Origin of the sequence: Pseudomonas proteolytica (genome assembly GCF_007858275.1) — a bacterium.
Taxonomy (GTDB): Bacteria; Pseudomonadota; Gammaproteobacteria; order Pseudomonadales; family Pseudomonadaceae; genus Aquipseudomonas; species Aquipseudomonas proteolytica.
In genome coordinates this window covers 62,800-88,120 of the sequence record NZ_VFEV01000022.1, presented here as the reverse complement: position 1 = coordinate 88,120, position 25,321 = coordinate 62,800, and the positions used below count along the sequence as shown (strand labels likewise).

The window sequence follows — 25,321 nt, the reverse complement described above, 5'->3', positions numbered from 1 at the left end:
ATGCAATTGAGTGGACCTTATTAGGGCTGCTGCGCAGCCCAGCGGGGGACAAGCCCCCTCGCCACAACTAGCCCGTCTGCAGACGTTAGCGCCCGGTGCGGATGGTGTTCCAGATCCGTGTGCGAATGCGGTCGATCTTCATGGGCATGGCTTCGAGGGCGAACAGCTTGCCCATCATCTCTTCGCTCGGGTACACCTTGGTGTCGCTCTTGATCACCGGGTCTACCAGGCTGTCGGCAGCGCTGTTGCCGTTGGCGTAGTGCACGAAGTTGGTGATACCGGCCATCACGTCCGGGCGCAGCAGGTAGTTCATGAAGGCATAGCCGGCTTTTTCATCCGGGGCGTCGGCGGGCATGGCGACCATGTCGAACCAGATCGCGGCGCCTTCCTTGGGGATGTTGTAGCCGATCTTCACGCCATTCTTGGCTTCCTTGGCCCGGCTTTCGGCCTGCAGCACGTCACCCGAGAAGCCTACCGCCACGCAGATATCGCCGTTGGCCAGGTCGCCGGTGTATTTGGAGGAGTGGAAGTAGGCGATGTAGGGCCGCACCTTGATCAGCAGCGCCTCGGCTTTTTTGTAGTCCTCAGGGTTCTTGCTGTGGTGCGGCAGGCCCAGGTAGTTCAGGGCGATCGGCAGCAGTTCCGGACCGTTATCGAGGATCGCCACCCCGCATTTGCTGAGTTTTTCCATGTACTCGGGCTTGAAGATCAAGTCCCAGGAATCGACCGGCGCATCGTCGCCCAGTACGGCCTTGACCTTGTCGATGTTGTAGCCGATGCCAGTGCTGCCCCACAGGTACGGGAAGCCGTGTTCATTGCCCGGATCGTTGGTTTGCAGGGCCTTGAGCAGCACCGGGTTGAGGTTCTTCCAGTTCGGCAACTGGCCCTTGTCGAGCTTTTTCAGGGCCCCACCCTGGATCTGCCGGGCCATGAAGTGGTTGGACGGGAAAACCACGTCGTAACCCGAATTGCCGGTCATCAACTTGCCATCCAGGGTCTCGTTGCTGTCGTACACGTCGTAGCTGAAACCGATCCCGGTTTCCTTCTGGAAGTTCTTGGTGGTATCCGGCGCGATGTAGCTCGACCAGTTGTAGATCTTCACCGTTTCGGCGGCCTGGGTCAGGGACGCCACCAACATCAAGGGCAACAGGGCAATGGGTCTCATGGTTCGATTTCCTGGCGGTTATAGGGCTGTTTTTATGGCAGGCGATCAAGGATCAAAAGATTAGAGGATCAACACATAGGTCTTGCGCACGGTCTCCTGGATATCCCAGATCCCCGTGCTGTTGGCCGGCAACATCAGTGCATCACCGGCTTCGATCTGCAGGGTTTCACCGTCATCGGGGGTGAAGGTGCAGCGGCCCTGGATAAAGTGGCAGAACTCCTGGGCCACGATCTGGCGCCGCCAGCGGCCTGGGGTGCATTCCCAGATGCCGGTTTCGACACCATCGCTGCGCTCCACGCTGAGGGTGGACGCCACGGCAATCGGGGTGCCGAGGGGCACAGCGACCGGGCTTGAGTCCGGCAGGTGGCGGTTAAGTGTGTCTTTGAACTGGGTAATGCTCATGGTCATACCTGTGGTGATTGAAGCGACTTAGTGCATGAAACCTTCCATGAAGCCGGCCATGCCGCTGGCCAGCTTGCGCCGCCAGGGCGCGGTGTTCGGATCCGCCAGGGTCTGGTCCTCGTGGACAAAGCTGCGGATGATCGCGTTGTAGCCCAGCCACCGGCACGGCTCCGGCTCCCAGCCCTTGAGGGCGTTCAGGCCGCCATCGCGCAGCACCCACGGTTGCTGGACCAGCGGTGTGTCGCGCCCCAGGATCAGGTCAGCCAGGGTTCGCCCGCCCAGGTTGCTGGCGCCGACGCCCTCCCCGCCGTACCCGCCCGACAAGGCGATGCCGCTCTGTTGGTCGCACAGCATGTGCGGCCGAAAGCGCCGCGACATACCGAGGTTGCCCCCCCAGGAGTGGGTGACGCGCACATGCTGCAGTTGCGGGAACAGCTCGCAGAACAGGTAGCGGCGCAACTCCACCTCGCTTTCGGTGAGGTCGAAGTTGTGACGCAACTTGCCGGCAAACTGATAACCACCGCGGGCCCCGAATACCAAGCGGTTATCCGCGGTGCGCTGGCCATAGGTGACCTGGCGGCTGCTTTCACCAAAAGCCTGGCCCTGATCCAGGCCGATTTCCTCCCAGGTACTGGCAGGCAAGGGTTCGGTCGCCACGATCAGGCTTTGCACCGGCAGTTGATAGCGGCCCAGGGGCTTGAGCGTCGGGGCATAGCCCTCCACCGCTGGCACCACCCATGAGGCCCGGACGTGGGCCTTTGCGGTGCGCAGGCTGGCGGCCTGCCAGTGGGTGACCGGACTGTTCTCGTAGATCGCCACGCCCATGGCCTCGACCACCCGCGCCAACCCGCGCACCAGCTTGGCCGGATGGATCGTCGCAACGTGGGGGGTATAGACCGCGCCATAAGCCGAGGCGATACGGATCTGCCCGGCCAGTTGCTCGGGGCTGAGCCAGCGGTAGTCAGCGTCGCTCAGGCCTTGGTCGTGGAGCTTGGCCAGGTATTCGCGCAGGCTGGCTTCTTGCTCGGGGTAGCGGGCGGCACAGTGCAACGCCCCGCCCTTGCGGTAGTCGCAGTCGATGCCTTCGCGCTGCAGCACCTGCCCGACTTCATCGGGGATGCCATGCAGCAGGTCAAACGAGGCCCGGCGTTGCTCGGCAGGTAAACCGGCGAGCAAGCGGTCTTCGCCCAGCAGGTTGCCCATCAACCAACCACCATTGCGCCCGGAAGCGCCGAAACCGGCAGTCTGGGCTTCGATGATCACCACCTTGAGCTGCGGTGCGTGGCGCTTGAGGTAATAGGCGGTCCACAACCCGGTGTAGCCGGCGCCAATAATGGCCACATCGACATCCAGGTCATGCTCCAGGGACGCGCGCGCCTCCAGCGGCTCTTGCAGCTGGTCCATCCACAAACTGATCTTGCGCCATGCCGGCATGCCCAAACTCCACCACCAAACGTCGATGGCGTGATCCTAGTGCCTGGCTTCAGTCGTCGTCTTGCGCGCGTGCACGCAGAGAAATTTGTTTCACGTAGGCCTTGGGCGACAAGCCGGTGTGTTGGCGGAAACAGCTATAGAACGCCGATAACGAGTTGAATCCGGCGGCAAATGCCAGCTCATCAATGCGGATCGGCGGCGTGGCGCCATCCAGTGCCGCCAGCAAATGCTGCAGACGGGCCTGGTTGACGTAGCGGTAGAAGCTCTGCCCCAGAACCTGGTTGAGCAGGTAGGAAATCTGGTTGCGACTGTAGCCACACTCCTTGGCTACCCGTTGCAGGTCTAGTTCAGGGTCGAGATAAGGTTGCTGACGCTGGAAGTACTGCTGCAAATCGTTGGCCAGGTAGCTCAGTTGCTGGGGCGACAAGCCCAGGCGGCTGACGGTCGGTCGCGTGGCCTGGGACTGGGAGCGGCTGGTGGCGGGTTCGTGTACCAGGGATGCGTATTCGTTGACACGCCAGATCAGCCCGTCGCGCACGGTGATCGCCTCACTGGTACGAAACGACACCAGGCCCTGGCCGCCACGCAAGGTCACGCGATACTGGATAAATGCAGTATCGCCATCGGTGCGGATACGATCAGTGTGCTCGATAGCCTCATCGGGGTCGCGGGGCATGCTGGCTTGCAGGTACTCACGCAGTTGGTCGAAGCACACCACGCGGTTCTGGAAGAAGTCGTGGTACTGGATATCTGGGTGATAGTGCGCCATGACCCCGTCCAGATCGCGGTGCTTCCAGCACAGGTGATGGCGCAACACTACGTCGGCAGTCGCTTGCGTCTGTTGCGGGCTATCGGCCGGGACGGTCTGTGGCATACAACACTCGCAAGCGGCTAAAGCCTGGAGCTTGCACAACTTTACCGAGTGCTTCAATGGCAAAGTGACAGTTTCAAATAATGGCCTTTTGCCTAAGCAGTTGTAAGACATGACCCACGTCAAACTTCTTGCAAGCAACTGCCGAACGGACCGAAAAAAACCCGATACCTATTGCGAGTGAGTGCTATTTTTTAAGCTTCACGGTCAGGACCATTGATGGACCTGACGCCCTTGCCGCGAGCTAAAGGAAGCGCTCAATGAACAAGGTTGGCCACATGAACAAAGTGACATTCCCCAATGCCTGCCAGTTGATGCGCTGGCATTTTCACCCGGTAGGCTTTGAAGGCAGCATGGACGCGCCCGGCAGCATGATTGCGCGATTGTTTGACCGAGAGAGTGGCGAAACCCTGATCGCCATTGCTGGCATTCCCTGTGCCACAGTGATGAACGCCACGGATGTGGAACGCATTATCGAAGCGATTGAGGCAGAGCTGGAATCGTTTATACGCCCGCAGTTGCGGCAGGCGTAGTTGCAGGGCTTATTGTGGTGAACGGGCTTGTTGTGGCGAGCGGGCTTCTTGTGGCGAGCGGGCTTGCCCCGCGCTGGGCTGCGCAGCAGCCCCAGAACCGACGCCCTCGGTTTACCTGACTAAACTCGGTGAGCTTATTGGGGCTGCTGCGCAGCCCAGCGCGGGGCAAGCCCGCTCGCCACAGCAATCCCACTAATCCCACTAATCCCACTAAACCCACTAATCCCACTAAACCCACTAAACCCACTTACCACAGCAACCCCTCTACTTCACCTTCGCCACCCGGCGGTCATCAAAGAACACTTTGCCCCCCGCCACTCGGTCCGACGCCCTCGGCGCATTCGCGCCTTGGCCATCCTGCCCTTCGACATACCAGTAGCAATGGCTCACTGCCCGGGTAATCCCGACATAGGCCAGGCGCAGCACCTCGTCTTTTTGCGCATTGTCATAGGGCTCGGCATCGCCGTCCCTGCCAAGCCCGGCCATGCGGTACACCTGGTTCTTGTAGGGTGAGCGCGTCAGGTGCTGGCAATCGCCCAGCAAAAACACCGCATCCGCCTGCAGTCCCTTGGCGCTGTGATAGGTCAGTTGTTTCAGACGGCGCTGGGCAGGCGGCAAGCTAGAATCAAGGTTAACTACTGACTGAATATGCTCATGAATCAACAGCTTATCGCTGCTTTTTCGATACAGCATTAACACCGATTCGCCCCGTTGATAGTGCGCCAGCAACTGCTGCGCCAGGGCGGCCTCATCTCGATCCAGCACCTGCACCGGTATCAGCGCCTTGGCTGCGCCGCTGGCCTTGGCCTTTTTACCGCTGATTGCCGGTGCTGCTTTAACGATATGCTCGGCGGCATCGATGATGTGCTGGTGGCTTCGGAAGTTCTCCCCGAGCATTACCCGGGTGGTGCTTGGTGACGGGAATTCCTTGTTGAACTCCATGAAGTACTTGGGCGAACTGCCGCGCCAGCCATAGATCGACTGCCAGTCATCACCCACGCATAACAGCGAGGAGTGCTGGGCACCGCGCCCCACATGCATTGCCGGCCCACGGCTGCGGATCTCGCGCAGGCTGGCGCGGATCCACGAGACGATCTGCGGCGAAACGTCCTGGAACTCGTCGATCATCAAGTGCGACAGCGGGCGCAACAGCCCGTCGCTGAGCAACTTGAGGTTCTCCGGGGTGTTCTCGCCAAACAGCGAAAACATGCGGTTGTAAGTCATGATCGGCGGCGACTGGTCCAGCAGGTGATCTTCCAGGGCCTTGCAGAAAATGCTCAGGGCTTCGAAGAAACCACGGTCCGGGTCATCCTTGGCAAAGCTCATCTGGCCTACGGCCGTGGGTACGTCCAGGCCGAGGTTTTCAATAAACCCGGCGGCGGTGACAAAGCAGTCCAGCAACGGCGCCGAAGCCAACTCGCCCTTGACCTTGTAATCAAACCCCGGCCCCGAGCTGGCATCGCCCGCCAGGCTGCTCAACAGTCGTTTGGAAGACTCGTAGTTATCCAGCCATATCAAAGGCTTGCGACAGAAAGCTTGAAACAGGGTGCGCTTGACTGCCCATTCAGCGCGCACTGACAGCTTGGCCCCTGGGCGGGCGATCTGCGGGTTTTCCCTGGCGTCGAAGCCCAGTACCACCCAAGCGTCCAATTCGGCGCTGTAGCCGTGGCAGTGGAACGCCGCGCCATTGATTTCAACGCTCTGACGGTTGGGCTCGATGCCCTTGATCGGCCAGGCGCCGGCGCGAAACCACAGGTCCTCGATCACATCGCACAGTTCTTCGTCACGCTTGGCCGCCAACTCGGTGACCGCCATGCGCTTCTGCACATCCGGGTGGTCGCGCTCCAACTCCTTGAGCTGCAAGGCGTGGCGCGCCATGGGCGCAATCAGCTCGCGAAAGCGTGTGTGCCGGCCGTAAAGCCCGTGGTAACAGGCATTGAGCTGCTGGCGCTGGGCATCGTTGATGCGCAGCTCGAAGGGGTTGCTGTCAGCGTCGTCATCGTAGGTGCCGTTGTGCAGGTTCTCGAAGGCCTGCAAGCGCTCGAAGCCCGGCAGGCTGCGGACCATGGGCAGGATGCGTGAATGAAAGGTGCGCACCACGGCCTGGGCCTCTTTCAAACCAAGGGGTTGGCCCCACAGGCTGAGAATCTCCATGAGTTTGCCGATGAAGTCCTTGCGCGACTCACGGGTGAAGGTCACCACGGTCATGGAGCTCAGCTCAAAGCCCAGGTAATGGGTCAACAACAGGATGCGCAGGACCAGCGAGGTGGACTTGCCGGCCCCGGCCCCGGCAATCACCGAGGTTGACGGGGTGTCGCTGAAGATCATCTTCCACTGGGCCGCGCTGGGCTGGGCATGGGCCGGTAGCAAGCGCGCCACATCGGCCTTGATGCGTTTTTTCAGCTCAGGGGTCAATGGCAGGCGCCAATCGTCGAACAGGCTGTCATCAATTCCGGGCGCACGGTGCTCATCACTGCGAAAGTCACGAATCAACAGGACCTGGCGCCCCTCCTCGATGCCGTCGCGCTTGCCTTCCTGGTAGCCATACTCCACACCCGCTTCATGCCCACTGCGAAAACCATCCGCCTGGCCATGCAGCCACGAAAAACGGTGCTGGGCCCGCAGGCGCGTCAATCCGTGGCCAAACAGCCGGGCAGCCAGGCGCTTGAACAGCGGCATTTGCGCCAGGGGACGCAGTTCGGGGGGCAGATCGGGGGTGTGTTGCGACACGCGGACTCCTGCGGGGGGTTAAGCGGACAGAGCGCCTATGGTCGCCGTTATGCCGCGACAGTTCCAGCCAATTGCTTTGGCTTCATGCAGTTAGACGATGAAGTGAATATCAGGTCGAGTTCGGCGGCGCGCAAACCAATCGAATAATCAGATGGGAATCAGGTATTTTTTACGCTTTTTATCGATTATGCCCTGGCGGATGATAGCCCCATCAACAGGAGACGATCATGCTTGAACTTCGACCTTTTACTTCCCTGGGCGGTGCCAATCACGGTTGGCTGGATGCCCATCACCACTTTTCGTTCGCTGAGTACCATGACCCTCAGCGCATGCACTGGGGCAACCTGCGGGTGTGGAACGATGACATCATCGCTCCCGGCACAGGCTTCCCACAGCATCCGCACCGGGACATGGAAATCATCACCTATGTGCGCGAAGGCGCCATCAGCCACGCTGACAACCTGGGCAACAAGGGCCGTACCGAGGCTGGCGACGTCCAGGTGATGAGTGCCGGCACCGGGATTGCCCATAGCGAATACAACCTGGAAGCCACGGCCACCAAGATTTTCCAGATCTGGATCATCCCCAATGAAGCCGGCCTGCCCCCTTCCTGGGGCGCCAAGCCTTTTCCCAAGGGCGACCGCGAAGGGTTTGTGACCTTGGCCAGCGGCAAGCTTGGCGACAATGAAAGCCTACGCATCCGTGCCGATGCGCGCCTGGTGGCGGCCAACCTGAAGGCCGGGGAAAGTGCCGAGTATCACTTGGATGCAGGACGCCGGGCTTACCTGGTGCCGGCGACCGGGGTGATCGAAGTCAATGGCTTGCAGGCGCGGGCGCGGGATGGTGTTGCGGTGCAGGATGAACGCGTACTGCGGGTGACCGCGATCGAAGACAGCGAAGTGGTGCTGGTGGACCTGGCTTGATCTCAAGCCAGGCTCAAACCCAATGTGGGAGCAGGTCGCACCGCCGCTCCCTCACTTTTTACGGCTGGCTGGTGATCGCACCATCCACCAACACCTGCGCCTCTTCCACCAGGCGCTTGAGGTGATCTTCGCCAATAAAGCTCTCGGCATAGATCTTGTAGATATCCTCGGTGCCCGACGGCCGCGCGGCGAACCAGCCGTTTTCGGTCATGACTTTCAGCCCGCCAATCGCCTGGTCGTTACCTGGCGCATGGCTGAGGATCTGCTGGATGCTCTCCCCGGCCAATTGCGTGGACGTGACCTGCTCCGGTGCCAGCTTGCCCAGCAGCGCCTTCTGCGCCGGGGTGGCCTTGGCATCCACACGGATGGCGAACGGTTCGCCCAAGGCATCGGTCAGGCCACGGTAGATCTGGCTTGGGTCCTGGCCTTTGCGCGAGGTCATTTCCGCAGCCAGCAATGCCGGGATCAGGCCGTCCTTGTCAGTACTCCACACGCTGCCGTCCTTGCGCAGGAACGAAGCCCCGGCGCTTTCTTCGCCGCCAAAGCCCAGGGAGCCTTCGAACAGGCCATCGGCAAACCATTTGAAGCCCACCGGCACTTCATACAGGCGCCGGCCAATGCGCGCCGCCACACGGTCGATCAAGCCACTGCTGACCACGGTTTTACCCACGGCTGCATCAGCGCGCCACTGGGGACGGTTCTGGAACAGGTAATCGATGGACACGGCCAGGTAGTTGTTCGGCGCCAACAGCCCACCAGACGGGGTAACGATGCCGTGGCGGTCGTGGTCCGGGTCACAGGCAAACGCCACGTCGAAGCGTTCCTTGAGGCCGATCAGGCCTTGCATCGCATAGCTGGAGGATGGGTCCATGCGAATCTGGCCGTCCCAATCCACGCTCATGAAACGGAATGTCGGGTCGACTTCGGTATTCACCACTTCCAGGTTCAGGCGGTAATGCTCGGCAATCGCCGACCAGTAGCGCACCCCTGCTCCGCCCAACGGGTCTACGCCCAGGCGCAAGTCGGCGCTGCGGATCGCGTCCATGTCGATGACATTGATCAGGTCGGCCACGTAGCTGTTGAGGTAGTCATGGCGATGGGTGGTATCGGCTTTCAATGCCTGGGCATGGGTGATGCGCTTGACCCCGGCCAATTTGGCAGCCAGCAGTTCGTTGGCCTTGGCTTCGATCCATTTGGTGACGTGGGTGTCGGCCGGGCCGCCGTTGGGCGGGTTGTATTTATAACCGCCGCTCTGGGGCGGGTTATGGGACGGAGTGATGACAATGCCATCGGCCAGCCCGCTAGTGCGGCCACGGTTATAGCAGATGATGGCGTGGGAAATCGCCGGGGTCGGCGTGTATTCGTCACCTTCGGCAAGCATCACATGCACCCCGTTGGCCGCCAGCACTTCCAGCGCACTGGCGCCCGCCGGCGTGGACAGCGCATGGGTGTCGAGGCCAACGAATAGCGGGCCAGTGATGCCTTGTGCTGCGCGGTACAGGCAAATCGCCTGGCTGATGGCCAACACGTGCCATTCGTTGAAGCTCAAGTCAAAAGAGCTGCCACGATGCCCGGAAGTACCGAAAGCCACGCGTTGAGTGGAGATGGCTGCATCGGGCTGGCCGGTGTAATAGGCCGTTACCAGTCGCGGGATGTCCACCAGCAACTGAGCCGGCGCCGGTTTGCCCGCAAAAGGACTGAGAGTCATGCAAAAACCTCTGAAAAGAAGGATTCGGAAAAGGATGCAGTTTACTGGGTGTTCGACCGCCGCGGGCCGGTATCTATCCCACAATAATCAGCGATATTTCCCACAAAGCCAATTCATCCGTGCTGCCCCTGCTTGAGTGCCTGTGCCAACTCCTCCAACACCAGGTCCAGGCTGTGATGAGTGCTTGCCACATGGCTCAACCGAAAATGTTGCTGGTACAGGCCACTCACGCTGAACAACTCGCCAGGGGCAATCACCACCTGGCGCGCCAGCATGTTTTGAAAGACCCGACGCATATCGACGGCCTCGGTGGAGCGCAGCCAGTAGGTAGCACCCGCCTGGGGTCGACGGTACGTCAAGCGCCCGCCCAGATGCTGCTCCAGGCGCACGTGCATGGCGTCGGCGTGCCCCTTGAGCAAGTCGCGCAACTGCTCAAGATGCTGGTCAAAACGGCCATTGTGGTGCAGCCGGGCGATTGCACGCTGGCGAATCGAGGACAAACGGAACGCGCGCAACAGGAACTGGCGCTGCAATTGCGTGCTCAGGTGCCGCGACAGCAGATAGCCGTAGGGCGCTTCCGGGCCCATGACTTTTTCGAAGGAAGAAAACACCATCAGTCGATCAGGGTTCACCAAATCGCGCAGATAGCGGGTGCCCGCCTCGAATTCCAGCCCGCCGTGGATGTCATTCTCCAGCACCCAGCAACCGGCATGTTCCAGCAACCTCGCCACCTGCGCCTGATCCGCCAGGCTCAAGGCCGCCCCCGTGCCAATGCCCGGGGTCGAAGACAGCACTGCCAGTTGCACGCCCTCGGTCCGCAGTTGCTGCTGCAAGTAACCGAGGTCGAGCCTGCCCTGTTCGTTACACGGCCACTCGATCATGCGCACCCCGGCATCTTGCAGCAACCGCAGGACAAGCCAGTCACATGGCGACTCCACCAACACCGCAGCCCCTCTGAGCGCCAACACCTCGATCAGGATGGCCAGCACTCCCCGCAGGTCAGCACCGATATACACATCATCGGCCTGCCAGCACCGTGTGGGCGAATGGGTATAACGCGCCGCCAGCGCCGCCCGCAGCTCCCAAATGCCGCACGGCTGGGAATAAGGCTGCAGTTGGCGCGGGTACTGGCGCACCAGCTCACGCTCCAATTGCAGCAACGGCGCGTCCAGGGACAACAACTGGGCCGGCTCATCGGCACTGAGCACCAGCATCCCCGGCCTGCGTGCCCCGACATACAGGCGCTCAAGGAGATCGCCTGCGGTACAGCATGGCGTATTGCTGGCAATGGGCAGGGCGTAGTAGCCGGACTTGGCCACCGAATACACCCTGCCCTCCTTCTCCAGGAGCGAGTAGGCGTATTGAATGGTGGAAATCGACACATTCAAACGCTCTGCCAAGTGCCGCAGGGACGGCAGCTTGACCCTCGCCTCAGTGCCCACTTCGTTGATCAGGTTGATCATGTAGCGATAGACAGCCTGATAGGCGAAGTCAGCCTGCTTATCCCCCTTCATGACCTTGGCTGCCGCAGCACGGGCTGGCGTAGCGCAATCACCCTCAGTGCCCTGGTATGCCATGCGGCACCGTGGCCCCATCCTCGCTGTTGATACAGGCCGCATTGGCCGCGACATGGGCGCCGTACAGGTGCTGCAACAGCGCCAGGGGCAAGCCACTGGTATCGACAATCCAGTGCTGGATCAACTCTGCCGAGGGTTTGCCCTCAAGGGCTTTGTGCAGTTCGGGCAGCGCCACCAGCATGCCGGGATGACAGCGGCGCAAGAAGGCTTCCAGCCGCTGCCCTTGCTGGATAAACGGTGAAAACAGCAGGCATACCAATTGGCTTTCCTCCAGGCCAAAGAACTCGCGGGCATACGTCGCCGCCAATACGCGGCCATCCCGCGTCCCGGCTTGGGCAATCAGCACGTCAGGGATTTGTTTACGGCGCATGAAGCCGATGGCCTGCTCGATAAACCGCGTGACACCCTGCTGATAGTCCAGGCCCTGCAGCACTTGCGCATGCAGGCCATGCAGGTGGGCCATCAGCAACGGGTTGGCGTAGGCCGGGGTGCTGAACTGAAAGGCGAACTCATCTTGCTTGTAGCCCATGAAATCATTGAGCAAGGCCGTGCAGCCGTGCTCCGTGGCGCGTAACAGGTCAGCCACGCCAATGTAGGCCAGGTGACGGTGCACCTCCTTGGCGGCGGCTGCATCCTGTGCTGCGTAATGCTCGCCATACACATTGCGGTAATAACCGGCACTGCAATCGTCCATGCGGGAGAACAACGCGTTGAGCGCCAATGGCTGCCCGGAATGACCTTTCATGCCCGCAGCACGGGTGGTCCTGGCCAGCCACGCCAGGTATTGATTCTGCTTGCGCGGTGAATCGCTGCTGGCCAAGGCGTGTACCCCGCCGTCCCACGCCGTGATGCGGCGGTAGAAATCCCCCAGGGACAGGTAGCCGTCGTTGCACAAACTGGCGCGGATATCCCCCGAGCTCATATGCCCGACCATCAGCATGTTGCGCCGTCCCGCATCCTGCCCCGCGGCGGACGCCGGCCGCAGATGGTTGAAAGGCAAAACCTCCTGGTTTTCCACCATCAGCAACTCGACCCTGGGGTCGTCATGGAAAAACAACGCGCTGTAACCACGGTGAATGCTGTCCAGCGCCGCTTGCGTCATGCCCGTATGGCGCAGGGTCGCGACGCGCAATTGGAAACTCCTCGGCGCGCGTCCCGCAATGGTCAATTGGGCAGCCCGCAGGAAAGCCAATGCGTAACTGCTGCTTTTACCGCCCCCATGAGCCACCAGTACCTTGTAGTCGCCGATCTGCTCCAGGCCCCCGGCCGCCACAATCAATCGCTGAATCAATAACTGAAGTGCCGTGCGCTCCGCTCGCGAAAAGTGACCCAGCAATCGCTGCAAAACTTGCTGATAAACATAATTCATGGCTTGTTCGTGAATAGCGCTCATAGCTTTACTACCTGAGGTTAACTGGCAGTTTCGGGCATGCAGTTAGGCGTGCCTGTCCGATCTGCGTTTACTTAAAGTTGACGCCTGTTGTGATTAAGGCTGATAGCTAAATGTTAGCACCGCACAACAAAGCGCCAGTTGGAACATCCTGACGAAGATGCCATCACCTACGGAGGAAAGCCCCTACAGCGGCCCACTGGCCGGCCTAGGAATGGTCTTACAGCCTCCTACTAATCTTTAACTCGAATATTAAAGAATGATCTGACATATGCGGCGCAGGGTAAAAATCGGATTTGGTTCGCGCACACTTAAAGGCTCTTTCTGCAGACCCACATCCTTGGGCCGGCATACAAAGCGACTTGTTAGTTTCGGCGAACCGTTGTTTTGAGTTGTTTGCTGTATTCATTGCTCAGTCCTTGAGATGAAAGTGACCGGGCAATTATCAGCGCTTGATTGATGATTAAAAGATACAGACTCAGGGCAAAAACCAGTGCAGTTCGGTGGGCGGGGATTGACCGCAGCGCCCAAACAAAACGCCGCCGCTCTGGGATTCAGGGCAGCGGCGGCATCAAGGGCAGGTTTTGCAGGGAAGAAATCCCGGCAGGAGGCTCAGCAAGGACGTAGATCCAGTCCTTCTAAATGGCGTATTTGCCCCATGGCAAACACTCGCAGAATGTCCGTTTGCGAACATTCCCACAGATCAAACGGCTTCAACCTGCAACGCTACCCGCTCACGGCACGGGCATTCATCCATGTAGCGATGGGCGTCGACGAACTGGCTGAATGGAAACACCCGGGTCTTGAGCGGCACCAGCAGGCCATCTGCGGTCAACTGGTTGATCTCGTTCAGGGCCCGCTGCAGCGCGGCTTGATCCTGAGCAATACCCAACTCCGGCTTGCCGGTGAAGTTGCCGATGCAGTGCACAAAGAACTGGATGTTCTTCTGGAACGCGGCACAGGCCGGGAACGGGGTCTGGTTGCCGCCTTGCAGGCCGTACAGCACCAGGCTGCCACGGGGCGCGAGTACATCGCCCAACAGCGACATCTGCGGGCCGCCCAGGCCGTCGAACACTACATCCACGCCGCGCCCATCCGTGAACTTGTTGATTTGCATCAGCAAATCCTGTTCTTCGGTGACGATGACCTTTTCCGCGCCCAGGGACAGCAGGTATTCGCGCTCCTCCGGCGACTTGGTGGCCGCGATCACCCGCACCCCCAAAGCCTTGCCCAATTGCACGAACGATGGCCCGGCACAATGGCTGGCATCCGTGACCAGGGCGAACTGCCCGGGCTTGGCCCGTGCCAGATCGATGTAGGCAAAGTAGGCAATCAACAACGGCGTGTAATGCACGCTGGCCTGCACCGCGCTCAACACGTCCGGGTAACGGGTCAAGGCAGAACGAGGCAATACAATCACCTCGCCATACACCGGGTAATCATTGGGGCTTTCGGCCGGAAAGCTGGCAACCTTGTCGCCTACCACCAGGTCGTCGACGCCCTCACCCACGGCCACCACCACGCCAGCCATTTCATGGCCAAGGCCCGATGGCAGGCGGGCATGGGAGGACGCCAGGTTCTGCCGCCAGAGAATGTCGTACCAGCTGATGCCAATCGCTTCGACACGCACCTGCACTTCGCCCGGTGCGGGCAACGTGGCTTCATGCTCTTCGCACTTGAGCACCTCGGCCGGACCAAACTTGTGAAAACGGATCGTGCGGGACATCGCAAACCTCGCCAAAGTAACCTCTAATGCCATGAACTTTATCTGGGCTTTCGGGGCAAGGCCACCGGTCGCCATTAATAGTCGTCATGTCTGTCATTGATTCCACTGCCTAGGAAAATACGCCAGGCAACATAGGAAATCTGAATTAGCCGGTGCAGAGTACCAGCCTTTCCCCGTAAGATTCATGCCGGCCATTGTTCCCATGTGGCCGCTCACGTCAAGTTCGCTGAATCTGCCAGGACACAAGATGAACCGTAACGACCTGCGTCGTGTCGACCTGAACCTGTTGATCGTATTCGAAACCTTGATGCATGAGCGCAGTGTGACCCGCGCCGCCGAGAAATTGTTCCTCGGCCAGCCCGCCATCAGCGCGGCCTTGTCACGCCTGCGCGGGCTGTTCGACGATCCTCTGTTCGTGCGTACCGGGCGCAGCATGGAACCCTCGGCACGGGCGGTAGAGATCTTCGCCTTGCTGTCGCCGGCCCTGGATTCGATTTCCACCGCCGTCAGCCGCGCCGCCGAATTCGATCCAGCCACCAGCACCGCGGTGTTTCGCATCGGCCTGTCGGACGATGTGGAGTTCGCCCTGCTGCCGCAACTGCTCAAGCGCCTGCGCGCCGAAGCGCCGGGCATCGTGCTGGTGATCCGGCGCGTCAACTACATCCTGATGCCCGGCCTGCTGGCCTCCGGAGAAATCTCCATTGGCGTCAGCTACACCGCCGACCTACCGGCCAACGCCAAGCGCAAACTGCTGCGGCGCAGCCTGCCCAAGCTACTGCGCGCCGACAGTGTGCCCGGCGCCCTGAGCCTGGACGACTTCTGCGCCCGCCCCCACGCCCTGGTCTCATTCGCTGGCGACCTCAGCGGGTTTATCGATGAAGAGTTGGAAAAACTCGACCGCAAGCGCCACGTAGTACTGGCCGTGCCACAGTTCAACGGCCTGGGCACCCTGCTGGCCGGCACCGACATCCTGGCGACCGTGCCGGACTACACCGCCGAAGCCCTGACCGCCGCCGGCGGCCTGCGCGCCGAAGACCCACCGTTGCCGGTGCGCAGCTTTGAACTGCACATGGCATGGCGAGGGTCGCAGGATAATGACCCGGGGGAACGGTGGTTGCGTTCGCGGATTCAGATGTTCTTTGGGGATCCTGAGAGTCTTTAGGCGTCGTCGGATAGGCTGTTTATCTGATCATTTCTGCCTTTCCACACACCATGGAGCTCCATTCACCTCCAGTGGATCGCTACATTGGTGGCACATCTGAGGGCACGCTTTGGATGGTTTGAAAAGGATGCCCCCATTCGTCAGTACAAACTTCATCTTCTGGCACGTATCGCTGTTTTGATACTTAGTGAGAAGCTCTCATTTCCCTAGGATCGGGATGAACTCTCTATAAGGAAATGACCATGCTACCCACCACTGATCAACTGCCGACATTAGGTTTCCTGCACAAAGCCGTATGCGACTGCTTAGGCCTGTGGAACAGTGAAAACGAAGACTTCACCTTCCACGTATCCGCCACCGAAAAAGAACGTCGCGCCGCGTTACGGCAGGCCTTTAAAGCAGTTGAAAAAGACAACGGCACCTTTGGTTCTCTCGATGACCTTGCAGTCGTCACTGCCCAGCTAGCCCCAAAGGATGCGCAGAAGGTTAAGAAGAGCAGAACGATTCAAGCCTATGTGAATTACCTGTCCAAATCAGACTTTGAATCGTTCGATGAATACTTGGAGTTGAGCCAATACATCCAGACTTTAATCGCTGAACGTTACGCACGTTGGAATGTATCCGAATTCGCGATCGACTTTTATGTGTCGGCCTTTGCCCATTACCGAGAGTTTGTCAGGGAATATGCTTGCAACACACACAGCCAAACATCCAGCTACCAGTGGTTTCTCAGCCAAGATTTGATTGAATTGACGAAGGTGCTCGCCCGCGCAACGTCACATGGCAATACTTGGCCGGCAGAGGATCAGGACGAACAGTGGCCGTTAAGGAGCTTCGCCGACCTGGCTTGCAGCATAACCGGTATCTCGCTGCACAAACTTCATCAGTATCACCAGTTTCAGCTAGACGCGCCGCTCGGGGAGCAAGCTTGGAATTGTGATTTCACCTCCCAACTCGTGAACACTCAGTCGAAACAGGTGATCGATCGACTACGCAAGCCTAGCCGTGTGAAATGGGAAATATTTTATCCAACCCTTCAACCGCTGACCTGCCAGCTGCCGGAGGCGATCGATAAGAAAGCATTCGCAGTGCACGCCTTCGCGGCCATGATCGCTCACAACCTCAATATCCATGTGGCAGATTGCGGGACGTTTGAACGTGAGGCGAGGAGCCGCTCCAAAACAGCGCCGGTTGACCTACGTCATGCGATACCGAGTAGCGACTGGCTCGAATTGTTATTCAACCAGTACCCCCTCGACGATGAAGCGTTTGCCCAGCAGGCTTCCCTGCGTTACCAGGCACAGCTTGACGGTATCAGGCGTTTACCGGGCTCACTGAACAGCGCTGCAGAGATTCCAAGCTGCCTGGATCTCGCATATAGGAACGAACACAAGCTGTTTGCGCAAGGCGCCTGGCACATCGCGTCAGGGAGAGTAGCGAACTGGCTTAACGAATGGAAATTCGCCCAGGATGCCATGTATGCCGGTGACGACAAACGAGCGCTCGTGCACTTCGGCGCCGCGCTCGAACAGGCCAAACACAGAGCGGGACCGTTGTTCATCCCTTTTTACATACAGCTATGTGCGTTCAGTAAAGCGCAATATCGCCTGCTTTCAGAACGAAAAGAGGAGGAGCTATTCGAGCGCTTCTACGAAAGCCTGGTTAGCAACGCCGCGCTTTACGCAGGATTGCTAGGCTACACCCCACATTTCGTAAGAGATCCTCAGACGTTGTTACCCCAATGCACCCTGCCACTGAAGTCGAAGTGGATAATTGGTGAAACCGAAGTGTTGGCTAGATTCCTGATAAATCGGCTATCTGCGGGCGAGAACCGATCATAAGGAGCTACATCGTAATCAGCCTGCTCTTTGTGCCATGAGTCATGGGCCGAGTCCTTTCCACGATGGAACGCCCTGGGCAGAAGGGACGCGGACCCGCAGCGCAATCAACAGCGCGGCCAGCAGCATCAGCACAGCCGCTGCGACGAATACGCCTGCGCTACCGCCGAGGCTGAACACTGCACCGCCAGCGGCGGCGCCTGTTGCGATGGCCGATTGCACAGATGCCACCACCATGCCTCCGGCGCTTTCCGCCTGATCAGGTACCGCACTGGCAACCCAGTTCGACCACGCTACCGGCACACCACCAAAGGCCAAGCCCCAGATCGCCAGGAGTATCGCCTGCCCCGGCAACGACGCCGGCAACAGCACCAACGCCAGTGCTGCAACGCCGACCAGGGCGGGCATCAACACCAGTGTGGCCAGCGGGTGGCGCTCCAACAGCCTCCCGGCCAACAGCGTGCCGACGAAGTTGGCCACACCGAACCCCAGCAACATCAGTGACAGCCCTTGCGAGCCAATACCCGTAGTCCCTTCAAGGAATGGCCGAACATAGGTGAACATCGCGAAGTGCCCGCTGTGCACCAGCACGCAACCGAACATCCCCATGGCGATGCCTGGGCGCTGCAACACCTCTAAAACAGTGCGCAGTCTTGCCGGCCGACGCGGCGCGAGGCGCGGCAGAGTGAACGACTGAAAAGCCAGGGTCACCATGCCTACCGCCGCCGCTGCAAAGAACGCGCTGCGCCAGCCATAAAGCCCGCCCAGATAGCTGCCCAGCGGCACTGCAACGACCGTCCCGATGGCAATGCCGCTGAAAATGATCGATAGCGCCCGAGGCAATAGAGCACTCGGCACCAACCGCATCGCGACCGCCGCCGCCATGCTCCAGAACCCGCCTAGGGCAATACCCAGCAAGATGCGCATCAACAACAGCACCGCGAAGCTGGAGGAAACGGCGACCAACAGATTGGAAGCGACCATCAACGTGGAAAACCCCAGCAACACCCAACGCCGGTCGATGCCACGGGTCAGGCCTGGCACCAACAAGCCGGCGAACAGCGCTACGACGGCTGTCACCGTTACCGCCTGGCCAGCCAGCGCTTCGGACACTCCCAGGTCAGTGGCCATCAGCGTCAACAAACTGGCCGGAAGGTACTCAGCGGTCAGTAACCCGAACACCCCCATCGCCAACGAAAAGACGGCCATCCACGCGGGGGTCGCGGGCTCAACATCCAAGTCGGCGCCAGGATGGCGGTCAGGGACGGCATTACATACACAGTCGGTCATTTGTACGGATCTCCCAATCTTCATTACGAACCGAAGTCTAGGCGCCGTAAGCTGGATGATCTATGATTGAAAATCTCTTCTTTTTGACTAAAACACCTGAACGATGCCTGCTGACCAGTTTGCTCTCTCCTCAGACCTCATCAACGAGCTATTGCGTGGCATGCGCCTGCGTGGTGTCGAATACCGGCGTATCCAGGCAGGCCCCGCCTTCGGTTTGGGCTTCCCGGAAAAGCCTGGGCACGCCTGGTTCCACTTCATCGCCGTCGGTAATGCGGTGCTGCGCATGGAGGATGGCACCACCTACGAGCTGTCTGCCGGCAACGCCGTGTTCATCTCCCATGGCGCGGCCCATCAACTGCTTTCACATCCGCACGCGCCTGTTCTAGACATCGACCGTCTAGACGGCGCCCCGCTCGGTGACACCGTCAGCGCAGTGGATGCCGGCGCCGATGCCAGCTCCACGCCGAGCACTATTTTGTTCAGTGGTTGTATGGAGTTTGAACTGGGCAGTATCCATGGCCTTGGCAAGCTGATGCCGGGCCTGATGCTGATTGATGCCGGCGGCCAGCGTTACCCCGGCCTGGTACCAATCCTGACCACCATGGAGCGTGAGGTCAGCGCCGCCCGTATCGGCTTCGCCGGTATCCTCGCGCGCTTGGCCGACGTGGTGGCTGCCATGGTCGTTCGCGGTTGGGTGGAGTGCGCCTGCGGCAATGCCTCGGGCCTGGTCGCCGCCTTGCGCGATCCACGCTTGGCCGGCGCGCTGCTTGCGCTCCATCAGCAACCGGGCCGCGACTGGACCGTTGCGCAGTTGGCCGAGCACTGCAATACCTCACGTTCGGTCTTCGCGGACCGCTTCCAGCTGACGATTGGCATGGCCCCGCTACGCTATGTCACCGAACTGCGCATGCGGCTGGCGAGCCAGTGGCTGACCCTTGAAAGGCTACCGATTGAAGAGGTAGCGCAGCGTTTGGGCTATACATCGCAGGCCGCTTTCAGTCGTGCATTCAAGCGCATCACGGGCAAAACACCTGGATTGAGTCGTAAGGTGAGGCAACCCGCTGTTACTTGAAACCGAGTCGATGATCCGTGCCTCTGACTCATTTACCGCCCGTTACGTCCAGGAATGTACCGGTCACGAACGATGCCTCGGCGCTCGCCAACCATAGAATCGCGCGGGCCACTTCCTCCGGCTGTCCGCCCCGCCCCATGGGGATCGAGTCCTTGACACGATCGACCCGCCCCGGCTCACCGCCACTGGCATGCATGTCGGTATAAATATGTCCGGGGCGAATACAGTTGACGCGTATGCCTTCCCGAGCCACTTCCTTTGCAAAGCCAATGGTGAACGTCTCCAACGCCCCCTTTGACGCCGCATAGTCGACGTACTCATTGGGACTGCCAAGACGCGCGGAGGCCGATGAGACATTGATCACCACGCCGCCCGGGCCGTTGTGACGGTAAGACATGCGCTTTACCGCCTGTTGCGCGCAGAGAATTGGCCCAATCGCATTGACCGCAAAGATGCGCTGCATACGCTCGAAGCCGAGCTCTTCCAGGCGTGACTGAGGCGCCAGCATCCCGGCGTTATTGACCAGGACGTCAATGCGGCCGAACGTGCGATCGATGGCCGCGAACAAATCGGCCACCTGCTGGGGGTCCGCACTGTCTGCCCGCATCGCCAAGGCTTTGCGCCCCAATGCTTCTATATCCGCAACCACCGCCCGCGCTGCGGGCTCGTTGGCAACGTAGCTGATAGCCACGTCATAACCTCTTGCCGCAGCCAGCCGGGCGGTTGCGGCCCCCACTCCACGACTTCCACCCGTGATTAGAATCAGCGGTGCCTGTGAGACGTTGACCATGAGATATAGCTCCTGCGCTGTTGGCTGTATCAGCCGATGATGAGGGTGCCGCTGGCGATCACTGCGCATGCCAGTATCCGGCGCGCGGTGAGCGTCTCGCCGAGAAACACATAGCCGATCAACACCGCAAACAGCACGCTGGTTTCGCGCAATGCCGATACCGCCCCCAAGGGCGCTTCGGTCATGGCGTAGATGACCATTCCATACGCAAGCAAAGAGACCAGCCCGCCAACCAACGCGGTCACTGTTCCGGGCCTCACGCAGAACAAGCTGCGGGTGTCACGCAGGCCGATGTAGACCACTGGCATCAGCACGCCCCACAGGGCGCACATCCACACGGTGTAAGCAAGCGGCGCGCCGGAGAGCCTGGCGCCGATGCCGTCGACCACGCTGTAGGCCGCGATAAAGCCGCCCGTACCCAGCGCATAGGGCAAGCTGGGAACCGACAGACTGCGCCCTCTGAAGGCCAACGAAATAATCCCGCCTGACACCAGCGCAATCCCCAGCAACTCGCCAGACGTGATGCTTTCTCCAGCAAAAACCGCGGCGCCCAAGGTAACCAGCACCGGCGACGAACCCCGTGAAATCGGATAGACCTGCCCCAGGTCGCCGACCCGGTAACTGCGCACCAGGAACAGGTTGTAGCCCACATGCAGCAACGCCGAAAGCACCGCGTAGCCCCAGCTCTCAATCGCGGGGGGCACCATGAACGCTGCGGCGACGACACTGGTAATGGCGATGGCAATGCACATCACCGTCATGGACCACAACCGATCGGCACCGCTACGCAGCAGCGCATTCCAGCTGGCATGCAGGAGCGCGGCGAAAAGCACGAGGAAGATGATAGGGATAGGCATGCGCCACTTTAGGCAATGCCGCGCCGGGACTAAAGCGAAGTCTCCTCATCGGAGCATGAACGGATGCTCATAATTTACTCATCCAGTCGTTGGACTTTCAGTGCCTCGCCGACCAACCATTGGCGAAAGCTGGCGATGTGCGGCTGCGATTCGATGCCCTTGGGGCAAACGAAGTAGTAAGCCAATGGCGATGGAAGCGGCACATCAAACAACCGCACCAAACGGCCATCGCTGATTTCGTTCTCGACATGCCCACTGCGCACCAATGCAACGCCCTGGCCGAGCAAGGCCGCCTCGACCGTCATGTTGGTATCGCCAAATCTGACGCTCTCCTTGAGCGGCAAATAGGCCAGCCCGACGGCTTGAAACCATACCTCCCATTTAGGCACCAACTCGGCACCGTCCCGCGTCAACAGCGGGAAATGCATCAGGTCTGCGGGGCTCTGCGGAGTCCCTACGCGCCGCAACAGTTCGGGGCTGGCCACAGGAAAGACCTGCTCCCCAAACAGGAACTCAGAATGCAGACCTGGGTAGTTGCTCTTGCCGAGCCTGATCGCAACATCCGCCTGGCCGTGGGAGAAGTGGATTATTTTATCCGTGGTGTCCAGCGAGACCAGCAGCTCGGGGTACTGACGAGAGAGACGCGGCAAGCGTGGCAGCAGCCATTTGAGCGCGAAGGAATAGGTGGTGCTGACGCTGAGTCGAACCCTGTCTTTTTGCTCGCGCAAATCACCCAGAGTCGCCTCCAGGCTGATGAAAAACTCCCGCACGATCGGCGCCAGCGCAGCCCCCGCTGCCGTGAGGCGTAACGTCTTGCTACGCTCAAACAACTGCACGCCCCACAGCGCCTCAAGGTGCTTGAGCTGGTGACTGACCGCGCTTTGAGTAACATGTAGTTCCTGCGCGGCCGACGTAAAGGTCAAGTGCCGGGTTGCTGCTTCAAATGCGCGCAAGGTGGCAGTGGGCGGCAGGTCTCTCATAGGGGCAGTATCCAGCGAGTTATCAGGAAGGTGCATGCATGAACGCTAGCTCATGTTTCACCTAGCGCTCAATGACGTGAGCGGTGCCGTGTTATCGCGATGCTCCTGCGGCGGTGCCAAACACAAGATATTGCGCCCCAAACCCTTGGCGTCATAAAGAGCGGCATCCGCACGGGCAAGCAGGCTGGCCGTGGTGTCATCTTCGTTTGGCACCACGCAACAAACACCGATGCTGATGCGCAATGAGATGCTTGCCTCGCCAAACCGAGCCGGTGACTCAGCGACCGACGCACGCAATTGGTCCAGGACTGTCACAGCGTTTTCGGGGCTGGTGCGGGGAAGCAGCACCAGAAACTCCTCGCCACCGTAACGCCCGATACTGTCGGACTCACGAATTCGCTGGGTAAGTTGATTGACGCAGTGGCAAATCACCTCATCACCCGCCAGGTGCCCATACACATCATTGATCTGCTTGAAATGGTCGATGTCGACCATCGCCACTGCCAGGTAGGAAGCGTCTCGACGCGCGCGTTCCAGTTCTTTGGAAAACTGCTCGAGGACGGCTCTGCGATTGAGAATGCCGGTCAGCACGTCACGCAACGCCAGGCGCTGGAATAACGACTCACTGCGCTCTTTGGCCAGAAGCACCAGCCCTAGGGAGATCATCATCGCGGTGAACGTGCCGATGCTGACTGAGATGGTTTGCTTGAGGTTACTGACGTCATAGCGCATCTCGGCAGCCCCTCCGCCGATGATGGCGATCACCCGCATGCCCAGGCCGATCAGGCTGATGCTTGAGCCGATGATCAACAGCATGCGCGCACGCCCCTGAGCGGGTATGTAGCGGCGCGTCCAATAGATGATCAAGGCGCACTGCACCATCAACACAAGCGTGGCGGCGAGCATTCTCGGCTCCAGCGTGTCGATCAGACTGACCATCAATACAAGCATCAATGCAGCAGGCGCAAATATCCGCCACCAGCGGACGCGCAACTCAACGATCCGAAATACGCTGGCCCCGTAAAAAGCCAGCGCGACCGCCAACAATGTGTTCGCAGCCCCATAGGTCAACCACAACGGGGCGTGGCCGTACAAGGTGTATCCAATGTAGGCCAGGGCATGTGCCAGCAAACCAAAGCCAATGGTCAGCAAGCCGTCACGCTGGTTGAACTGGCCGACCAATATCAGACAAAACGCCATGATCGTCGCCACTAAGGCGACGCAGGCAAATAGCGTGGGGGTATGGGCAATCATGACGTCTCACCAGGCGCTGTCGGGAGCAGCTCTGGTGGAGTTTAGTTGAGTCGGCTGTCAGTTTGTCAGCCACCTGCAGCATTATCTTCGCGCCTGTCCTGCCAGCGTGCAGATACTCAAAACTCCGTGACGGGCAGTCTTTAAAAGACCGTCGTCTGATCAGCCTGTGAATCCATGCCCGAAACCACTTAGTAGCCAAACAGCGACTTGCTCTCCAGATACTCGTCAAACCCGGACTCCCCCCACTCGCGGCCGTTACCCGACTGTTTGTAGCCGCCAAACGGCGCGGCCTGGTCGGCGCGGGCGCCGTTGAGGTGGACCATGCCGGTGCGCAATTGCCGGGCGACCTGGCGGCTGCGTTCAAGGTCGGCTGAGGTGACGTAACCGGACAAGCCGTAGGGGCTGTCGTTCGCGATGGCGATTGCCTCGGCTTCGCTGTCATACGGGATGATCGCCAAGACCGGGCCAAAGATTTCTTCGCGTGCCACCAGCATATCCGGTGTGACGTCGGCAAATAGCGTCGGTCGCCCATAGTAACCACGCTCAACGCCTGCTGGCCGCCCCAGCCCACCGGCGATCAACCGCGAACCTTCGGCGATGGCCTGGGCGATCATGTCTTGTACCCGCTCCCACTGCATGGCGTTGGCTAGAGGGCCGATGGCGGTGATGGGGTTGCTGTCGTCGTAGCACACCTGCGCAAGTACTTGCCGGGCGATCTCAATCACCGCCTGTTGCTGCGCACGCGGCACCAACAGCCGCGTCGGGGCATTGCACGATTGGCCGCTGTTGCGCATACAGCCCAACACCCCATGGCGTACCGCGCTGGGCAGGTCGGCATCGTCGAGCAGGATATTCGCGGATTTGCCGCCCAGTTCCTGGGACACACGCTTGACCGTATCCGCCGCCGCCTTGGCCACTGCAACGCCGGCACGGGTGGAGCCGGTAAAAGACACCATGTCCACCTCGGCATGGCGCGCCAACGCGGCACCCACCCCTGGGCCGTCGCCGTTGACCAGGTTGAACACCCCCGCTGGCACCTCGGCCTCATGCAGCACCTGGGCAATGATCCGGGCTGACAACGGCGCCCGCTCACTGGGTTTGAGCACCACGGTGCAACCCACGGCCAGCGCGGGGGCGAGTTTGCAGGTGAGTTGATTAAGCGGCCAGTTCCAGGGCGTGATCAGGGCGCACACGCCAATCGGCTCGCGTACCACCAACGTATTGCCCACCCGACGCTCGAAGCGGTACTCGCGCAACACATTCAACGCCTGCACCAGATGGCCCAGGCCTGCCGGCACATGGGCGCTGCGGGCCAGGGACAGCGGCGCGCCCATTTCCAGGTGAACCGCTTCGATCAGCGCTTCGCTGTGGCGCTGGTAGGCCTGGATTATGCGTTGCAGCAGCTCGATACGCGCCTCCAGCGAACTGGCGGCGAACCCCGCAAACGCTTGCCTGGCCGCGCCGACTGCGCGGTCCACATCGTGGCTGTCACCAAGAATGATGCGCGCAACCACCTGCTCGGTGGACGGGTTGACCACGGTTTCAACGGCCGTGCCGTGGGGCTTGACCCAGGCACCGTCAATGTAGAACTCAAACAGATCCGACATACCTTGGGCTCC

20 protein-coding genes are annotated in these 25,321 nt (G+C 60.2%); 5 read left to right on the top strand and 15 right to left on the bottom strand.

Annotated elements, in window-relative coordinates:
* Positions 1 to 85 precede the first annotated feature (85 nt).
* From FIV38_RS17160 to FIV38_RS17145, 4 genes are read right to left on the bottom strand one after another with little or no spacing between them, the layout of a single operon-like run.
* Positions 86 to 1,165 carry a polyamine ABC transporter substrate-binding protein gene (locus FIV38_RS17160; protein WP_092236628.1) on the bottom strand — a complete coding sequence of 360 codons (1,080 nt, stop codon included), beginning with the start codon at positions 1,163 to 1,165 and terminating at the stop codon, positions 86 to 88.
* A gap of 60 nt (positions 1,166 to 1,225) precedes the next feature.
* Positions 1,226 to 1,567 carry a cupin domain-containing protein gene (locus FIV38_RS17155; RefSeq protein ID WP_029299984.1) on the bottom strand — a complete coding sequence of 114 codons (342 nt, stop codon included), beginning with the start codon at positions 1,565 to 1,567 and terminating at the stop codon, positions 1,226 to 1,228.
* A gap of 27 nt (positions 1,568 to 1,594) precedes the next feature.
* The gene (locus FIV38_RS17150) at positions 1,595 to 3,001 is read right to left on the bottom strand and encodes an NAD(P)/FAD-dependent oxidoreductase (protein ID WP_092236626.1); all 1,407 of its coding nucleotides are present in this window, start codon (positions 2,999 to 3,001) and stop codon (positions 1,595 to 1,597) included.
* 49 nt (positions 3,002 to 3,050) lie between these two features.
* Positions 3,051 to 3,875: a helix-turn-helix domain-containing protein gene (locus FIV38_RS17145; RefSeq protein WP_029299987.1), complete on the bottom strand. Its 825-nt coding sequence runs from the start codon at positions 3,873 to 3,875 to the stop codon at positions 3,051 to 3,053.
* A 257-nt stretch (positions 3,876 to 4,132) separates the two neighbouring features.
* On the opposite strand from FIV38_RS17145, the gene FIV38_RS17140 reads away from it, so the two are divergent.
* Positions 4,133 to 4,405 (top strand): DUF1652 domain-containing protein, encoded by a 273-nt coding sequence (locus FIV38_RS17140; RefSeq protein ID WP_029299989.1) that lies wholly within the window; start codon positions 4,133 to 4,135, stop codon positions 4,403 to 4,405.
* 264 nt (positions 4,406 to 4,669) lie between these two features.
* Here FIV38_RS17140 and FIV38_RS17130 read toward each other — a convergent pair whose 3' ends face one another.
* Positions 4,670 to 7,135 (bottom strand): UvrD-helicase domain-containing protein, encoded by a 2,466-nt coding sequence (locus FIV38_RS17130; RefSeq protein WP_092236624.1) that lies wholly within the window; start codon positions 7,133 to 7,135, stop codon positions 4,670 to 4,672.
* A gap of 227 nt (positions 7,136 to 7,362) precedes the next feature.
* On the opposite strand from FIV38_RS17130, the gene FIV38_RS17125 reads away from it, so the two are divergent.
* Entirely contained in the window at positions 7,363 to 8,058 is a 696-nt protein-coding gene (locus tag FIV38_RS17125) for a pirin family protein (RefSeq protein ID WP_070994883.1), read from the top strand.
* Between the two features lie 58 nt (positions 8,059 to 8,116).
* On the opposite strand, the gene pgm is transcribed toward FIV38_RS17125, so the two are convergent.
* The 4 genes from pgm to FIV38_RS17105 form a co-directional block, all read right to left on the bottom strand.
* The gene (gene pgm / locus FIV38_RS17120) at positions 8,117 to 9,766 is read right to left on the bottom strand and encodes a phosphoglucomutase (alpha-D-glucose-1,6-bisphosphate-dependent) (RefSeq protein ID WP_092236622.1); all 1,650 of its coding nucleotides are present in this window, start codon (positions 9,764 to 9,766) and stop codon (positions 8,117 to 8,119) included.
* A gap of 113 nt (positions 9,767 to 9,879) precedes the next feature.
* Positions 9,880 to 11,280 (bottom strand): aminotransferase-like domain-containing protein, encoded by a 1,401-nt coding sequence (locus FIV38_RS17115; RefSeq protein WP_092236620.1) that lies wholly within the window; start codon positions 11,278 to 11,280, stop codon positions 9,880 to 9,882.
* Between the two features lie 43 nt (positions 11,281 to 11,323).
* Positions 11,324 to 12,736, bottom strand: coding sequence for a hypothetical protein (locus FIV38_RS17110; RefSeq protein WP_092236618.1), 1,413 nt, complete (start codon positions 12,734 to 12,736; stop codon positions 11,324 to 11,326).
* A 700-nt stretch (positions 12,737 to 13,436) separates the two neighbouring features.
* Positions 13,437 to 14,459: a zinc-dependent alcohol dehydrogenase family protein gene (locus FIV38_RS17105; protein ID WP_029300001.1), complete on the bottom strand. Its 1,023-nt coding sequence runs from the start codon at positions 14,457 to 14,459 to the stop codon at positions 13,437 to 13,439.
* A gap of 247 nt (positions 14,460 to 14,706) precedes the next feature.
* Here FIV38_RS17105 and FIV38_RS17100 point away from each other — a divergent pair, with 247 nt between their 5' ends.
* Together FIV38_RS17100 and FIV38_RS17095 are read left to right on the top strand one after the other, a co-directional pair.
* Positions 14,707 to 15,621 carry a LysR family transcriptional regulator gene (locus tag FIV38_RS17100; protein ID WP_070994887.1) on the top strand — a complete coding sequence of 305 codons (915 nt, stop codon included), beginning with the start codon at positions 14,707 to 14,709 and terminating at the stop codon, positions 15,619 to 15,621.
* 242 nt (positions 15,622 to 15,863) lie between these two features.
* Positions 15,864 to 17,462 (top strand): hypothetical protein, encoded by a 1,599-nt coding sequence (locus FIV38_RS17095; RefSeq protein WP_092236616.1) that lies wholly within the window; start codon positions 15,864 to 15,866, stop codon positions 17,460 to 17,462.
* Positions 17,463 to 17,501: 39 nt separating this feature from the next.
* Here FIV38_RS17095 and FIV38_RS17090 read toward each other — a convergent pair whose 3' ends face one another.
* Entirely contained in the window at positions 17,502 to 18,749 is a 1,248-nt protein-coding gene (locus FIV38_RS17090) for an MFS transporter (RefSeq protein WP_092236614.1), read from the bottom strand.
* Between the two features lie 103 nt (positions 18,750 to 18,852).
* Here FIV38_RS17090 and FIV38_RS17085 point away from each other — a divergent pair, with 103 nt between their 5' ends.
* Positions 18,853 to 19,821, top strand: a complete 969-nt coding sequence (locus tag FIV38_RS17085) for an AraC family transcriptional regulator (protein ID WP_092236612.1) — start codon at positions 18,853 to 18,855, stop codon at positions 19,819 to 19,821.
* A 28-nt stretch (positions 19,822 to 19,849) separates the two neighbouring features.
* On the opposite strand, the gene FIV38_RS17080 is transcribed toward FIV38_RS17085, so the two are convergent.
* The 5 genes from FIV38_RS17080 to FIV38_RS17060 all read right to left on the bottom strand — a co-directional run bounded on the left by FIV38_RS17080 (position 19,850) and on the right by FIV38_RS17060 (position 25,309).
* Positions 19,850 to 20,611 (bottom strand): SDR family oxidoreductase, encoded by a 762-nt coding sequence (locus FIV38_RS17080; RefSeq protein ID WP_092236603.1) that lies wholly within the window; start codon positions 20,609 to 20,611, stop codon positions 19,850 to 19,852.
* 29 nt (positions 20,612 to 20,640) lie between these two features.
* Positions 20,641 to 21,468: a DMT family transporter gene (locus FIV38_RS17075; RefSeq protein ID WP_092236601.1), complete on the bottom strand. Its 828-nt coding sequence runs from the start codon at positions 21,466 to 21,468 to the stop codon at positions 20,641 to 20,643.
* Positions 21,469 to 21,542: 74 nt separating this feature from the next.
* Positions 21,543 to 22,448: a transcriptional regulator GcvA gene (gcvA, locus tag FIV38_RS17070; protein WP_092236599.1), complete on the bottom strand. Its 906-nt coding sequence runs from the start codon at positions 22,446 to 22,448 to the stop codon at positions 21,543 to 21,545.
* 57 nt (positions 22,449 to 22,505) lie between these two features.
* Positions 22,506 to 23,702 carry a GGDEF domain-containing protein gene (locus tag FIV38_RS17065; protein ID WP_092236596.1) on the bottom strand — a complete coding sequence of 399 codons (1,197 nt, stop codon included), beginning with the start codon at positions 23,700 to 23,702 and terminating at the stop codon, positions 22,506 to 22,508.
* 188 nt (positions 23,703 to 23,890) lie between these two features.
* Entirely contained in the window at positions 23,891 to 25,309 is a 1,419-nt protein-coding gene (locus FIV38_RS17060; protein WP_092236593.1) for an aldehyde dehydrogenase family protein, read from the bottom strand.
* Positions 25,310 to 25,321 lie beyond the last annotated feature (12 nt).